This window comes from Enterobacteriaceae endosymbiont of Plateumaris rustica, from assembly GCF_012562965.1.
Taxonomy (GTDB): Bacteria; Pseudomonadota; Gammaproteobacteria; order Enterobacterales; family Enterobacteriaceae.
Genome location: NZ_CP046228.1, coordinates 377,069 through 393,183 on the forward strand (window position 1 = coordinate 377,069; position 16,115 = coordinate 393,183).

General features: G+C 21.4%; 13 protein-coding genes, 1 tRNA gene and 1 rRNA gene. 4 read left to right on the top strand and 11 right to left on the bottom strand.

Going from position 1 to position 16,115, the window contains the following annotated elements:
- Nucleotides 1–15 precede the first annotated feature (15 nt).
- Nucleotides 16–1,588: ribosomal RNA gene (locus GJT82_RS01865) — 16S ribosomal RNA — on the bottom strand.
- 217 nt (nucleotides 1,589–1,805) lie between these two features.
- Complete coding sequence (gene murI, locus GJT82_RS01870) at nucleotides 1,806–2,618, bottom strand: glutamate racemase (RefSeq protein WP_168819762.1); 813 nt, start codon at nucleotides 2,616–2,618, stop codon at nucleotides 1,806–1,808.
- Between the two features lie 138 nt (nucleotides 2,619–2,756).
- Here murI and GJT82_RS01875 point away from each other — a divergent pair, with 138 nt between their 5' ends.
- Complete coding sequence (locus GJT82_RS01875; protein WP_168819764.1) at nucleotides 2,757–3,929, top strand: aminotransferase class V-fold PLP-dependent enzyme; 1,173 nt, start codon at nucleotides 2,757–2,759, stop codon at nucleotides 3,927–3,929.
- A gap of 53 nt (nucleotides 3,930–3,982) precedes the next feature.
- On the opposite strand, the gene pykF is transcribed toward GJT82_RS01875, so the two are convergent.
- From pykF to murJ, 8 genes are all read right to left on the bottom strand, one after another.
- Nucleotides 3,983–5,395 (bottom strand): pyruvate kinase PykF, encoded by a 1,413-nt coding sequence (gene pykF, locus GJT82_RS01880; protein WP_168819766.1) that lies wholly within the window; start codon nucleotides 5,393–5,395, stop codon nucleotides 3,983–3,985.
- Nucleotides 5,396–5,474: 79 nt separating this feature from the next.
- On the bottom strand, nucleotides 5,475–5,903 hold the full coding sequence (gene sufE / locus GJT82_RS01885; protein ID WP_168819768.1) for a cysteine desulfuration protein SufE: 429 nt from the start codon (nucleotides 5,901–5,903) through the stop codon (nucleotides 5,475–5,477).
- A gap of 2 nt (nucleotides 5,904–5,905) precedes the next feature.
- A complete protein-coding gene (locus tag GJT82_RS01890; protein WP_168819770.1) occupies nucleotides 5,906–7,138 on the bottom strand; it encodes a SufS family cysteine desulfurase in 1,233 nt (410 codons plus the stop codon).
- On the bottom strand, nucleotides 7,128–8,414 hold the full coding sequence (locus GJT82_RS01895) for a SufD family Fe-S cluster assembly protein (RefSeq protein WP_168819772.1): 1,287 nt from the start codon (nucleotides 8,412–8,414) through the stop codon (nucleotides 7,128–7,130). Before GJT82_RS01895 ends, GJT82_RS01890 begins: the two co-directional genes overlap by 11 nt.
- The gene (gene sufC / locus GJT82_RS01900) at nucleotides 8,395–9,135 is read right to left on the bottom strand and encodes a Fe-S cluster assembly ATPase SufC (RefSeq protein ID WP_168819774.1); all 741 of its coding nucleotides are present in this window, start codon (nucleotides 9,133–9,135) and stop codon (nucleotides 8,395–8,397) included. Before sufC ends, GJT82_RS01895 begins: the two co-directional genes overlap by 20 nt.
- A 33-nt stretch (nucleotides 9,136–9,168) precedes the next feature.
- On the bottom strand, nucleotides 9,169–10,635 hold the full coding sequence (sufB, locus tag GJT82_RS01905) for a Fe-S cluster assembly protein SufB (RefSeq protein WP_168819776.1): 1,467 nt from the start codon (nucleotides 10,633–10,635) through the stop codon (nucleotides 9,169–9,171).
- Nucleotides 10,636–10,646: 11 nt separating this feature from the next.
- Nucleotides 10,647–11,021 (bottom strand): iron-sulfur cluster assembly accessory protein, encoded by a 375-nt coding sequence (locus GJT82_RS01910; RefSeq protein WP_168819778.1) that lies wholly within the window; start codon nucleotides 11,019–11,021, stop codon nucleotides 10,647–10,649.
- 434 nt (nucleotides 11,022–11,455) lie between these two features.
- Nucleotides 11,456–13,021 carry a murein biosynthesis integral membrane protein MurJ gene (murJ, locus tag GJT82_RS01915; protein ID WP_168819780.1) on the bottom strand — a complete coding sequence of 522 codons (1,566 nt, stop codon included), beginning with the start codon at nucleotides 13,019–13,021 and terminating at the stop codon, nucleotides 11,456–11,458.
- A gap of 244 nt (nucleotides 13,022–13,265) precedes the next feature.
- Here murJ and ribA point away from each other — a divergent pair, with 244 nt between their 5' ends.
- Complete coding sequence (gene ribA, locus GJT82_RS01920) at nucleotides 13,266–13,859, top strand: GTP cyclohydrolase II (RefSeq protein WP_168819781.1); 594 nt, start codon at nucleotides 13,266–13,268, stop codon at nucleotides 13,857–13,859.
- 2 nt (nucleotides 13,860–13,861) lie between these two features.
- On the opposite strand, the gene sbcB is transcribed toward ribA, so the two are convergent.
- A complete protein-coding gene (gene sbcB, locus GJT82_RS01925) occupies nucleotides 13,862–15,292 on the bottom strand; it encodes an exodeoxyribonuclease I (protein WP_168819783.1) in 1,431 nt (476 codons plus the stop codon).
- Nucleotides 15,293–15,362: 70 nt separating this feature from the next.
- Here sbcB and GJT82_RS01930 point away from each other — a divergent pair.
- A tRNA-Ser gene (locus GJT82_RS01930) sits at nucleotides 15,363–15,447 on the top strand.
- Nucleotides 15,448–15,519: 72 nt separating this feature from the next.
- Nucleotides 15,520–16,077, top strand: coding sequence for a DedA family protein (locus GJT82_RS01935; protein WP_168819785.1), 558 nt, complete (start codon nucleotides 15,520–15,522; stop codon nucleotides 16,075–16,077).
- The last annotated feature ends 38 nt before the right edge of the window (nucleotides 16,078–16,115 follow it).

Here is a 16,115-nt window from a genome sequence, read left to right on the forward strand (position 1 = left end):
GAGTGTACTTATAGTAAAGGAGGTGATCCAACCACAGGTTCCCCTACGGTTACCTTGTTACGACTTCACCCCAGTTATGAATCACAAAGTGGTAAGCGCCCTCCATAAAAAAGGTTAAGCAACTTACTTCTTTTACAACTCACTTCCATGGTGTGACGGGCGGTGTGTACAAGGCCCGGGAACGTATTCACCGTAGCGTTCTGATCTACGATTACTAGCGATTCCGACTTCATGGAGTCGAGTTGCAGACTCCAATCCGAACTACGATATATTTTGTGAGATCCGCTTACTCTCGCGAGGATGCTTCCCTTTGTATATACCATTGTAGCACGTGTGTAGCCCTGGTCGTAAGGGCCATGATGACTTGACGTCGTCCCCACCTTCCTCCGGCTTATCACCAGCAGTTTCCTTTGAGTTCCCGGCCGAACCGTTGGCAACAAAGGACAAGGGTTGCGCTCGTTGCGGGACTTAACCCAACATTTCACAACACGAGCTGACGACAGCCATGCAGCACCTGTCTCATGGTTCCCGAAGGCACTAAAGTATCTCTACTAAATTCCATGGATGTCAAGACCAGGTAAGGTTTTTCGCGTTGCATCGAATTAAACCACATGCTCCACCGCTTGTGCGGGCCCCCGTCAATTCATTTGAGTTTTAACCTTGCGGTCGTACTCCCCAGGCGGTCGACTTAACGCGTTAGCTACGAAAGCTACAAGTCAAGCTTACAACCTTCAAGTCGACATCGTTTACAGCATGGACTACCAGGGTATCTAATCCTGTTTGCTACCCATGCTTTCGCACCTGAGCGTCAGTATTCGTCCAGGGGGCCGCCTTCGCCACTGGTATTCCTCCAGATATCTACGCATTTCACCGCTACACCTGGAATTCTACCCCCCTCTACGAAACTCAAGTATATTAGTTTCAAATGCAATTCCTAAGTTGAGCTCAGGGATTTCACATCTGACTTAATATACCGCCTACGTGCTCTTTACGCCCAGTAATTCCGATTAACGCTTGCACCCTCCGTATTACCGCGGCTGCTGGCACGGAGTTAGCCGGTGCTTCTTTTACAAGTAACGTCAGTAATAAAGTTTATTAAACTTTATTATTTCTTTCTTGTTGAAAGTACTTTACAACCCTAAGGCCTTCTTCATACACGCGGCATAGCTGCATCAGGCTTTCGCCCATTGTGCAATATTCCCCACTGCTGCCTCCCGTAGGAGTCTGGACCGTATCTCAGTTCCAGTGTGGCTGATTATCCTCTCAGACCAGCTAGAGATCGTAGCCTAGGTAGGCTTTTACCCTACCTACTAGCTAATCTCGTCTGGGTTCATTTAATGGCATGAGGTTTCACAATAACAATGAAAATATTATAAAATCCCCCACTTTTGATCTTACGATATTATGCGGTATTAGCTATCGTTTCCAATAGTTATCCCACTCCATTAGGTAGATCCCCAGATATTACTCACCCGTCCGCCGCTCGCCGACAATAAATAGTAAACTATTCATTTCGATGCCGCTCGACTTGCATGTGTTAAGCTTGCCGCCAGCGTTCAATCTGAGCCATGATCAAACTCTTAAATTAAAATATAAAAATTAAATAAAACAAAAAAGTTAAATTTAATTTTTATTAAACATAAAATTATAAATTGACAAAACTCTTATAAAAGAGTGCCCTTAAAAATTTTTTTATATATTGTTAAAGAACTTTATTAATATAAAACATTAATTTTTATCTTACATATAAATAAAAAAGAGTCAAGAATTTTTTATGAAATTAATAATAATTTTAAATAATTTAACTATATTTTAATTTTTTTAAAAAAATTAAATCCTTGATTAATTAGATATCTTTTTATCTTTTTAATTTTTATTGTATATTTTGTATATAAAATAATATTTTTTTGTAAATTAAATAAAAATTTATAATTTACCATAATTTTTTTCATTTCAGATATTATATAAGTATTAGAATTTAAAAATTTAATGTTTTTTGGTAAAATTTGTTTTAATTCATCAATTATTAAAGAAAAATGAGTACAACCTAATACTATTGTATCAGGAAATTTTTTTAATTTATACCAAGGTTTAAAAATTTTTTTAATTTGTTTTAAAGATATATTTAAACCTTGTATTTTTTCTTCTGCTAAAAAAACTAATTTTTTAGATGATAAAAATTCTATGATATAATTTTTTTGAAAATATTTAATTTCTTTTTTTATATAATAATTTTCTAATGTTGTTTTTGTAGCAATAATACCAATTACACCATTATTTGTTGTGTTAATAGAGTCTTTTATAACTGGAGTAATTCCTATTATTGGAAAAGAAAAATATTTTTGTATCATAGGAAAACTTGATACACTAGCTGTATTACATGCTATTATAACTAATGAAATATGATAATGAAATGAAATTTTTTTTAATATTTTTATACAACGTTTATAAATAAAATTTTTTGATTTTATACCATAAGGAAAAAATTTATTATCTAATAAATAAATAAAATTTATTTTAGGAAAAAATTTTTTAATTTGATTATATATTGATATTCCTCCGACACCTGAATCAAAAATAAAAATTGTAATATTATTTTGTAATAATATTTTATTCATAACAAAATTCCTTTTTTTATAAATTTTAATTTAAATAAAAAAATTATAATTAAATTAATTATATTAAAAAATTTTTTTTATTTAAATAATTATATATTTATTTTATTATTAAATAATATAATTTTATAGATTAAAATAATGAAAAATCCAATTTATTTAGATTACGCATCTACTACACCAGTAGATAAAAGAGTTTTAAAAAAAATGATGAAATATCTTTCTATAGATGGAGTTTTTGGTAATCCTGCTTCTAATTTACATATATTTGGATGGGATGCTGAAGAAGCTGTTAGTATTGCCAGAAAAAATATAGCTAAATGTATAGGCTGTAATAGTAATGAAATTATATTTACATCTACAGCAAGTGAATCTATTAATATAGCTATAAAATCTACAATGAATTATTTTCAAAAAAATAAAAAACATATTATTACCTCTACAATAGAACATAAATCTGTAATAGAAACATGTATTTATTTAGAAAAAATAGGATTTCGTGTTACATATTTAAAACCATCTAAAAATGGTTTAATAGATTTAAATAAATTAAAAAAAGCAATTAATAAAACAACAATTTTAGTTTCTATTATGCATATAAATAATGAAATAGGAGTTATTCAAAATATATCAAAAATAGGTAAAATATGTCATAGTAAAAATATAATTTATCATGTTGATGCAACACAAAGCATAGGAAAATATCCATTTAATTTAAAAAATATGCATATTGATTTATTATCATTTTCCGCACATAAATTTTATGGACCAAAAGGTATAGGAGTTTTATATATTAATAAAAAAAAACCTAATATTTTTTTAGAAACTTTTATTCATGGAGGAGGACAAGAACAAAATATAAGATCAGGTACTTTAGCTGTTCATCAAATTATTGGAATGTCAGAAGCATTACTTATTTCTGTTAATGAAATGGATAAAGATAGATTAAAAATTCAAAAATTAAAAAATTATTTATGGAACAATATAAAAAATATTAAAGGAATATATTATAATGGAGATTATAATGGTTCACCTTATATAATTAATATAGGTATTAAAAATATACTTAATAAATTACTTGTAATAGAAATGAAAAATATTGCTATTTCTTTTTCATCAGCATGTACATCTTATTATTCACAATCTTCATACGTACTAAAATCAATAGGATTAACAGAAAAATTAATTCAAAATTCAATACGTATTTCTTTAGGTAGATTCACTACTAAAAGAGAAATTAATTATACTATTTATAAAATACATAAATCAATAAATAAAATAATAAATTGCAAAGATAATTTTTTTATCAATTAATATTTTATTTTTCAATTAAATAAAAATTTATATTTATAATATTTATCTATAATTCATATTATATGAACAGAGATAGTATTTGTTGTTCCACTAGGTACTAAGGCTCCAGAAACCATAACAATAACATCTCCTATTACAGCATATTTACTAGACAAAGCAACTTTTTTACCTATATGATAAAAATCATCTGTAGATGAAATTTTTTTTACTAATTTAGGTATTATACCTTTACTTAATATTAATTGTTTAGAAGTTTTAATATTATTTGTTAAAGCTAAAATCATAGCTTTAGGAAAATATTTCCTTACTGATTTTGCAGATTTACCTAATTCTGTAGCTACAATAATTAAAGGTGTTTTTAATTTTTCTGAAATTTCTACTGCACTACGACATATTGCATCAGTAATACTCATATCTTTACTTTTTTCATAAAAATTTATTCTATGATTCATAGTTATATCTGTTCTTTCACAAATGTTAGACATAATAGCAACAGATTCTAAAGGATATTTACCTTTAGCACTTTCTCCTGATAACATAACAGCATCAGTACCATCTAAAATTGCATTAGCTACATCTCCAGCTTCAGCTCTTGTAGGACGAGGATTTTTAATCATAGAATCTAACATTTGAGTAGCTGTTATTACTACTTTACCAAAAAAATTACATTTTTTAATCATCATTTTTTGAGCAAAAATTACATCTTCTACAGGTATTTCAACTCCTAAATCTCCTCTAGCAACCATAATACCATCAGAAACTTTTAAAATTTCATCAAAGTTATTTAAACCTTCTTGATTTTCAATTTTAGCTATAACTTGAATATTTTCTCCTTGATTTTTTTTTAAATAATTTTTAATTTCTAATATATCTTCTTTTTTTCTTATAAATGAAGCAGCAATATAATCTACTTTATTTTGACATGCAAATATTAAATCATCTTTATCTTTTTTTGATAAAGAAGGTAATTTAGTAGATATACCAGGTAAATTAATACCTTTATTTTCTGATAATTTACCATTATTTAATACTTCACATATAATATTATTATTACTAATTTTTAATACTTTCATTTCTATAAGACCATCATCTACAAGTATTTTATTTCCTATATTGAGATCAAAAATTAAATTAGGATATGTTATAGCAACACAATTATTATCACCAATAACAGATTGATCTGTAGTTAAAATAAATTTTTGTCCTGATTTTAAATATACATCCATACCTTTTTTAAGTTTTGTAGTACGTATTTCAGGACCTTTAGTATCTAATAATATTGCTACTTTTTGTCCTGTTATATTAATAATTTTTCTTAAATTTATAATACGTTTTTTATGATCTATATGATTACCATGAGAAAAATTTAATCTCATAACATTCATACCTAAATTTAATAATTTAGATAATATTTCTTTAGATTCAGAACTAGGTCCAATAGTACATATTATTTTTGTTTTTTTCATATATTTTATATATTCCTATATTTTATAGTATTATAAATATTTTTATAATATTCTAAAATTAATAAGATTAAATAATTAATTATTTATCAATTAATCGTATTAATTTTTTTTTTATAGTATTTATAATAATTTCTATTCCTTGTAATCTAGATAAAGAAAGGTATTTATCCAAAGATAATTTTTTAAAAAATAATTGAATATCAAATAAAAAAATTTTATTATAAGTTTTATTTTTATAAAATATAAAAATAATAGCTAATAAACCTTGTACTATAGAAGAATCACTATATCCTTTAAATAATACATGACGATTAGAATCAATTTTTAAAGTAATCCAAACTTGACTTTGACAACCGTGAATTAAATTTTTTAAAGAATGATATTTTTTTGATAAAATAGGAATTTTTTTTCCTAATTCAATTATATATAAATATCTTTCTTCCCAATTATTACAACGTTTAAAATTAGCTTCTAATATATTTTTATTAGGTAAAATATTTTTAAACATAATTATTTATTTAATAAGTTATTAATATAAATTAATTTATTAATAAAAATATCTATTTCGTCAAAATTATTATATATAGAAAAAGATATTCTACACATAGATTTAACATTATAATATTTCATTAAAGGAATAGCACAATGATGTCCAGTACGTATTGCAATTCCATATTCATCAAGAAAACATCCTATGTCATAAGGATGACAATTTTTTAAATTAAAAGAAATAATACCTACTCTATTTTTTAAAGTATTACTACCAAATATTCTAATATTTGGTATATTAGAAATTTTTTTTAAAGCATATAATACTAAATTTTTATTATGATTTATAATATCCTCCATTTTAAAAGATGAAAACCATGATAACGCAGCACCTAATCCTATAATACCAGCAATATTAGGAGATCCTGCTTCAAACTTCCATGGTATCTTTTCCCAGACAGGAAAATTATCACAATCAATATTACTTATCATTCCTCCACCACCTTCCCAAGGTGGTATTAATTCTAATATATCTTTTTTTCCATAAAGAATACCAATTCCTGTAGGTCCAAAGATTTTATGTCCGGAAAAAACAAAAAAATCACATCCAATACTTTGCACATTAATAATTCTATTTGTTACTGCCTGAGCTCCATCTATTACAGTTATAATATTTTTACTTTTAGCTAATTTTACTATTTTACTTATAGGATTAATAGTTCCCAATACATTAGAAATATAAGTAATAGATATTAGTTTAGTTCTTTTATCTATTAAATCATAAATTTTTTTATAATTTAATTCTCCATTTTTAGTTAATGGTATAATATTTATATTAAATCCTATCTTTTTTGATATAATTTTCCATGGAATAATATTGGAATGATGTTCCATTTCTGATATAATGATATTATCTCCTGAAAAAATATTATTTATTCCCCAAGTATTTGCAATGAAATTGATTCCTTCTGTAGTACTTTTAGTAAAAATTATTTCTTCTGTTTTTTTTGCATTAATAAAAGTAGCTACTTGATTACGTATTTTTTCCATAATATTAGTTGCTTTATTACTTAATGCATGTGTTCCTCTATGTACTGATGAATAATTTTTTTTGTAAAAATTATTTAATGTAGAAATAACTGATATTGGTTTATGTACAGTAGCAGCATTATCAAAATAAATAAAATTATGTTTATTTATTTTACGAGATAAAATAGGAAATTGTTCTCTGATTTTTATTAAATTAAAATTCATTAAAAATATTCTCTTTAGAGAAATAGTTTGATATATATTTATGTATTTCTTTTTTAAAATAATCATCACAAATATCTTTAATTAAGTCAATTACAAATGCAAAAAGAAGTATATTATAAGATTTTTTTAAATTTATACCTCTTGTTCTTAAAAAAAATAACTGATTATCATCTATTTTACCAGAAAATACACCATGTTTACATTTAACATCATCATTATAAATATCTAATTCTGGCTTAACATTTATTTCTGAAAATTTATTAAGTAATAATCCACTATAATTCATTTGACCATCTGTTTTTATAGCTTGAGAATTAATTTTTAATAATCCTTTAAAATTTATAATAGAATTATCAGAAACTATTGCTTTATGTAGTTGATTACTATAACAATATTTTTTATTATGTTCCAAATAACTTTTAATATAAGAAAAACTATTTCCTTTAGATAAAGATAAACTTTTATATTCTAATTTAGAATTATTTCCATTAAAATAGAAACTATTATTTTGATATATAATTTTATTAGATATTAAAAAATCATATTTTGTAATATAATTATTATTATTTAAATAATATTCATTATTAGTAAAATAATAATTTTTTTTATTACCGGTAACTAATTTATAATGAGTTAAATTAACATTATCATTTAAAATTAAAGTTGTATAAATATTACTGAAATAAGACTCATTAATATTAATATAATGTTCAAATATTGTAATAGACTGTATTTTTTGAATATTTATATAATTTCTATAATTTGACATATAAAAAAAATTTTTACTATTATTTCCTATATTTATATATATTAAATAAAGAGGTTTTATAATATTAATATTTTCTAAATTTATATCAATAAAAATAATTTCTTTAGATAAAGATTCTGATAAATGAGTAAAGAAATTATGTTTAATAAAAGTATCATGATAATTTAAATTATTAAATTTATTAATAGTTATTTTATAATAAATATTATTTATATCACTTATATTTTGATTTAATTTACCATTTATAAAATATAAAAAAACTGCATCAATTTTAAATATAATATTAACTAAATCTTTTTTTGAAAATTTTTTTGTCAAAGCAATTTTTAATAAGTTATTATTTATAATATTTAAATATATATTTTTTTTTATATATTTTTGATTATGTAATAAATTTTTTAAACTTAACCAATGACTTTCAGATTTATCTGAAAAATGTTTTTTTTTATGTAATTTATATATATAACTTAATTGTTTCAATAAATTATTATTCATTAAGCCAACCATAACCTTGATCCTCTAATTGTTTAACTAGCATAAAATCACTAGATTTAACAATTTTATTATTATAAATAATATGTACATAATCTGGTTTAATATAATCTAAAATACGACGATAATGAGTAATAATAATAAAAGATCTATTTTTAGATCTCATAGAATTTATAATTTTTGAAACTTTTTTTAATGCATCAATATCTAATCCTGAATCAATTTCATCTAAAATACATAATTTTGGTTTTAGAATTAACATTTGTAATATATCATTAATTTTTTTTTCACCTCCAGAAAAACCAACATTTACAAAACGATTAAGAAAGCTTTTTTTTATGTTTAATAATTTTATTTTTTTTTGAATTAAATCTTGAAAATCAAATTTATCTAATAAAGATAAACCATTATATTTTCTTATTTCATTTAATGATGTATATAAAAATAAATTATTAGTAACACCTGGTATTTCAGGAGAATATTGGAAAGATGCAAAAATTCCTTCTCTTGCTCTTATTTCAGGATTCATATCTAATAAATTTTTTTTTCTAAAAAAAATTTCTCCTTTAGAGATAATATATTCTTTCTTTCCTACTAAAACACATAATAAAGTACTTTTACCTGATCCATTAGGTCCCATTATAGCATGAATTTCTCCAGAATTAATTGTTAAATTAAATTCATCTAATATTACTTTATTATTTATATGTACATGGAGATTTTTTATTTTTAACATAGTTTTATGTAAATAATATATGGTTAAAAAATTTTACCCAATACTTTTTTCTAAATTAACTGATAATAACTTTTGTGCTTCTATAGCAAATTCTAAAGGAAATTTAATAAAAATATCTTTACAAAATCCATTAATAATTATAGAAATAGCATTATCCATACTAATACCTCTTTGCAAACAAAAAAATATTTGATCTTCTCCAATTTTAGAAGTTGTAGCTTCATGTTCAACTTGTGATGTGTTATTAGCAATATTTAAATTAGGATATGTATGAGTACTACAGTTTGAACCTATTAAAATAGAATCACATTGAGTAAAATTACGTGAATAATTTGATTTTTTATCAATTTTTACCAAACCTCTATAAGTATTTTTACTATATTCAGTAGAAATACTTTTAGATATAATTGTTGATTTTGTTTTTTTACCTATATGAATCATTTTTGTTCCAGTATCAGCTTGTTGATAACCATTTGTTAAAGAAATTGAAAAAAATTCACCAATAGAATAATCTCCTTTTAAAATAACACTAGGATATTTCCATGTAATAGCAGATCCTGTTTCTGATTGAGTCCATGACATTTTACTATAATTTCCTTTACATATTGCTCTTTTAGTAACAAAATTTAAAATACCTCCTGAATTTTTATTACCTGAAAACCAATTTTGAACAGTAGAATATTTTACTTTAGCATTTTTTAATAATATTACTTCTACAACAGCAGCATGTAATTGATAATTTTTTCTTATGGGAGCAGAACATCCTTCTATATAGTTTACACTACTATTTTCATCTGCAATTAAAATTGTACGTTCAAATTGTCCAATATTTTTTTCATTTATACGAAAATAAGTTGATAATTCTATAGGACAATTTACATTTTTAGGTATATATATAAATGTTCCATCAGAAGCTACAGCTGCATTTAAAGATGCAAAAAAATTATCATGAGCAGAAACAACTGAACCTAAATATTTTTTAACTAAGTTAGGATAGTTTTGAATAGCATCATTTAAAGAACAAAAAATAATTCCTTTTTTTAATAATTTATCTTTATGTGTTGTAATAACAGATACAGAATCAAAAATACCATCAACTGCTATATTTTTATTATTAATAGGAATTTTTAATTTATTAAAAGTATTTGATACAGCATTTGTAAAATATTTATTTTTATTTAAATTAGAATTTATGTTTAATTTATTATTTATATTAGATAATGGTGCAGAATAATAAATATAATTTTGATAATTTAATTTATCAAAATTTCCGTTTAACCAATGAGGTTCTTTATTATTTATCCAAAAATGATATCCTTCTAATCTAAAATCTAACATCCATTTAGGTTCATTACGTATTTTGGATATTTTTTTTATTATATTTTCATTTATTCCTGGAATTAATTGTTCATTTTTTAAATTTGTAGAAAAACCTTCTTTATAAAGAGATTTTTTTTCATTAAGAAACTTAATTTTTTTTTTTATGTAATTATTTTTCATAGTAAATTTTTTTAATTTTTAATATTAAAACTTTCTCCACAACCACAAGACTTAATAATTTTAGAATTATAATATTTAAAATATTCTTTAAAATTTTTTTGAATAAAATCTATTTTAGTTCCATCTATAAAAATAATATCTACTTTTTTTATATATATATAAATATTATTATTTTGAAAAATTAAATCATCTTTAAAAGGCTTTTTTATTGGTTCGATCTTGTATTTAAAACCAAAACAACCAGTTTTTTTTAAAATTAATCTAATACCATTAATTGTAGAATATTTTTTTATTATTTTATTAACTTGTAATAATGCATTATTAGTTAAAAAAATTCCATTCCAAATTTTCTTACAAGAAAAATGTATTAATTTTTTTTTAAACATAATGATTACCATCAAAAAATAATGAATTATATTATGAATATAAAATATAAATAATAATAAATCATTTTTTTAAATAAATATTAATTTTTATTAAAATATAGATATAAAAGAATTAATTTTTAATTATATATAAATTATAATATTTAATTTCATTAATTAATAATTTTTTTATTATAAATTTTAAAATAGTTATAAATATTTTATAAAATTTTTTTTTATGATAAAATATATAAAATTAATTATATATTAAATCATTAATAAAAATTAATATATAATTATTATTAATATAAAAATATGTTATGTAACTAAATTAATAATAATTATATATTAATTTTTATTATAAAATAAATAAATTACTCCTTAAATTTTTTAAAAAATTTTTGATTTTTAATTACTTAAATAATAATTTAATTATCTATATATTAAAAATCAATTTAATAATTATTTTTGTATTTATGTAATGAAAATTCTTGTACACGAAAACCTAATAAAAATAATACTAACATATATAATATTAAAACAAAAAAACAAATAATACATAAAAATATTATACGAAATTTTAAATCAGATAATATTAACCATTGATCAGAAATCATTATAGAAAAAAACGACAATATTAAACCTAAAACCATAGTAACAGCTGTTATACGTATAAGAAAATTATACCATCCAGGTTCTGGAATATAAATTTTATTTCGTACTAATTTATTTAATAGTAAAATAAAATTTAAAAATGCAGCTAAACATATTGATATAGCAAATCCAATATGACTTAGGAAAAAAATAAATATAGGACTTATTAATTGAGTAATAATTAAAACAAATATTGCTATTAATACAGGAGTTCTAACATTTTGTCTTGCATAATATCCTAAAGCTAAAACTTTAGATGTTATTATAAATAATAAACCTATAGCATATATAACAAGATTTTTTTGAGTCATTAAAACATCAAAATAAGTAAAAGCTCCATATTGAAATAAACAAATTAATAACATTTTAGAAAAAAAACCCAAAATTAAAGAACTTGGAACTATTAATATAAAGCATAAACGTAAACCTAAATCTATTAATTTATTATATTCTTTTTCATTATTTGTAGTAAATGCATCAGTTAATGCTGGCAATAATACTATACTTAATGCAACAGCAAACATTCCAATAGGTAATTCCATTAAACGATCAGCATAATAAATCCAAGTAACTGAACCTGTAATTAAAAAAGAAGCAAAAACAGAATTAATTAATAAAGATATTTGAGTTGCAGATACACCGATAATAGCTATTCCCATTTTTTGGAAAACTTTTATTACACCATTAATATTATTATATATTACATACTGACAGCGTGGAAATACTAACATATTTATTTTTTTTAAATAAACTAATTGATAAATTAATTGTATAAAACCCCCAATTATAACAGACCATGCTAATATTAATACTGGAGGATCAAAATATAATGGAAAAAACATAATAAAAAATATCATACATAAATTTAATAATATAGGAGTTAATGCTGGAACTAAAAAATTTTTCCAAATATTCAAAATAGAACTTGCTAAGGAAGATAAAGAAATTAAAAAAATATAAGGAAAAGTTATTTTTAACATTTTAGAAGTTAGTATTAATTTATAACTAGTAGTAACAAATCCAGGAGCTATAATAGAAACAATTAAAGAAGAAAATATTATTCCAAATAAAACAACAATTATTAATAATATTGTTAATATTCCTAAGACAGCAGAAATAAATTCTTTAGTTTCAATAATATTTCTTTTATTTTTATATTCTGCTAGTACAGGAGTAAAAGCTTGAGAAAAAGCTCCTTCAGCAAAAATACGACGTAATAAATTTGGTAATTTAAATGCCATAAAAAAAGAATCACTATAAACACCAGCACCAAAAATTTTTGCTATAAAACTATCTCGAATAAATCCTAATAATCTAGATAGTAATGTTATAATACTAACCATTGTTAATGATTTTAACAAATTCATATTTTTCCTTAAACAAAAAATAATTTTTATATAAATAAATTATTTTAATAAAATTTTCAATATATTATAAAAATTTTATATTTATTATAACATTTTTATAAAAAAATTAATTATAAAAAATTTTAGTCCATATGTTTATAGAATATAAATTGAATATTTAACTTTTACTAAAGCCATATTTTTATGTTAGTTATATAACATAATAAATGATAGAATCATTTACATATTAATGAGGAATTATTATATGAATTTAAAAGAAATATCAAGAGCAAAATTACCAACTATATGGGGAGAATTTATTATAATAGGTTTTGAAGAAATATCTACTAAAAATAATCATGTTGCTTTAATTTATGGAATAAAAAGAATTTATAAAAAAAATATTGTTTTAACAAGAATTCATTCTGAATGTTTAACTGGAGATTCTTTATTCAGTTTACGTTGTGATTGTGGTTTTCAATTAAAATCTTCTTTAATACAAATATCTAGAGAAAATTGTGGAATATTAATTTATCACAGACAAGAAGGTAGAAATATAGGTTTATTAAATAAAATTAAAGCTTATGCATATCAAGATAATGGATTAGATACTGTAGAAGCAAATCATAAATTAGGATTTGCTGCAGATGAAAGAGATTATAGTATATGTTCAGATATATTAAAAATATTAGGTATTTTAAAAATAAAATTATTAACAAATAATCCCAATAAAATTAATATTTTAAAAAAAAATGGAATTAATGTCGTTGATCGTATTCCATTAATTGTAGGATATAATTCAAAAAATAATCAATATTTAAATACTAAAGCTAATAAAATGGGTCATATTTTCAAATAAAATTAAAAATTATTTTTTTTATTAATAATTTTTTTAAAATATTTTAGTAAATTATTTAAAATAGTTGTATATTTTTTAGAATTTTGATATTTATCTAATAAATTTTTTATTTGATTAGTATAATTAAAAATATAATTTTTATTAAAAATATTTTTAACATATAAACTCCATTTATTTTTTTCTAATTTACTTAAAGTTTCAGGAAAATTTCTAGCTCTATATCTAAATAATAATTTTTTAGCCCTTGAGTCATCAAAAATAAATTTATTTAATTTATTTACTGATGTTTTATGAATTATTTTAAATTTTTGTAAATCTGAATATCGAAAAAAATTTTTATATAATTGTGTATCTACATTTTTTTTATCAAAAAAAATATTTTTATTATAAAATCTAATTAAACAAGAAAAAATAATATTTTTAATTTCAAAGAAATGTTTTTTAAATATTAAAAAATTTGTTTCATAATAAATTAAATTAAAATTTAAACGTTTAATATCATCATTTTTTAAAAATTTAATTGGTAATAATAGAGGTGAATTATTTATATTTATAAATTTTATATAAATTAAAAAATTATTTTCTGAAATATCTTTTTTTTTATTTAAATTAATAAATTGATTAATATTATTAATTAAATCAAAAGTAATTAATATATTTCTATTTTTAAAAGACCAAAATAAAGGAACAACACATCCTATATTATTATTTAAATTTTTATATATATTACTAATATAAATTAAAGGTTTTATTTCATATAGATTAATTATTTTTAATATTTCTTCTTTTGTTCTATTTTTAAAAAAATAATTATAAAGAAGTAATTGTTTTTTTTTAATTAATTTAGCAACCTCTATTGTTGTATAAACATCAGATAATGCATCATGTGATTTATAGTATAATTTAATATTATTGATATTAGCAATTTTTTCAAGATTAAAAACAGGAATATTATTTATTTTAGGCCAATTAATACCTTTAGGTCTTAAAACACAACATGCTCTCACTAAATTTAGTATATCCCATCTACTATTATTATTAAAACAATAATCATATGGATTATAAAAATTTCGATAAAATAAATTACGACTAAACTCATCATCAAATGAAATATTATTGTATCCTACAATACAAGTATAATTTTTAGAAAATATTTTATTAATTTTTTTTGCTAAATAACATTCAAGTATTCCTTTAGAATTAACTATTTGTGGACTTATATTATGAATAATAACAGATTTAGGATTAGGAATATAATCAGTTGGTAATTTACAATATAATACTATAGGATCTTCTATAATATCAAAATTTATATTAGTACGTATACAAGCAAATTGTGCTATTCTATCTATAGAAGGATGTAAACCAAAAGTTTCATAATCATAAAATAAAAAACTAAATTTATTTTTTATGATTTTATTATTTATTAACATAATATATAATATTATTATACTTTTAATATTTTAACAATATATAATATATAAAAATTATAAATTTTTATATGGTGAGATGGCCGAGTGGTTTAAGGCGCATGCCTGGAAAGTGTGTATATGGAAACGTATCAGGGGTTCGAATCCCCTTCTCACCTATATATAATTATTAAAATATTTATGATAATTTTATAATTGTTTATTTATAATGATTATTATATAATTTTAAAATGTTTGATATAAATATTACTAAAATCATTAACCAATATGGTTATTTAATCATACTTATAGGATCTCTTATAGAAGGAGAGACATTTATTATTATTGGAGGTATCGCTATACATAAAGGATTATTAATTTATCATTGGGTTATAATAATTTCTACATTAGGTGCTATCATAGGAGATCAATTTTTATTTTATATTGGAAAAAAATATAGTAATAAATTATTATTTTTTTTAAAAAAAAATGATTTAAAAATACATAAATATCAAAATTTAATTATTAATTATCCATATGTATTTATTATTATGGTTAGATTTATGTATGGATTTCGATTAATTGGACCAATAATTATTGGTATAACTAGTATAACAACATTTAAATTTTTAATATTTAATATTATAGGTGCTATAATATGGTCTGTAATTTTTGTTAGTTTAGGTTTTATATTTGGTGACATTATTACTTCTTTAATTGGAGATATTAATAAAATAATACAATACATATTATTCTTTTTAATTTGTATATTTTTTATAAAAATAACATATAAATTTTTAAAAAAATAACTATTATATTTTAGTAAATAATTCTTACTAAAATATAT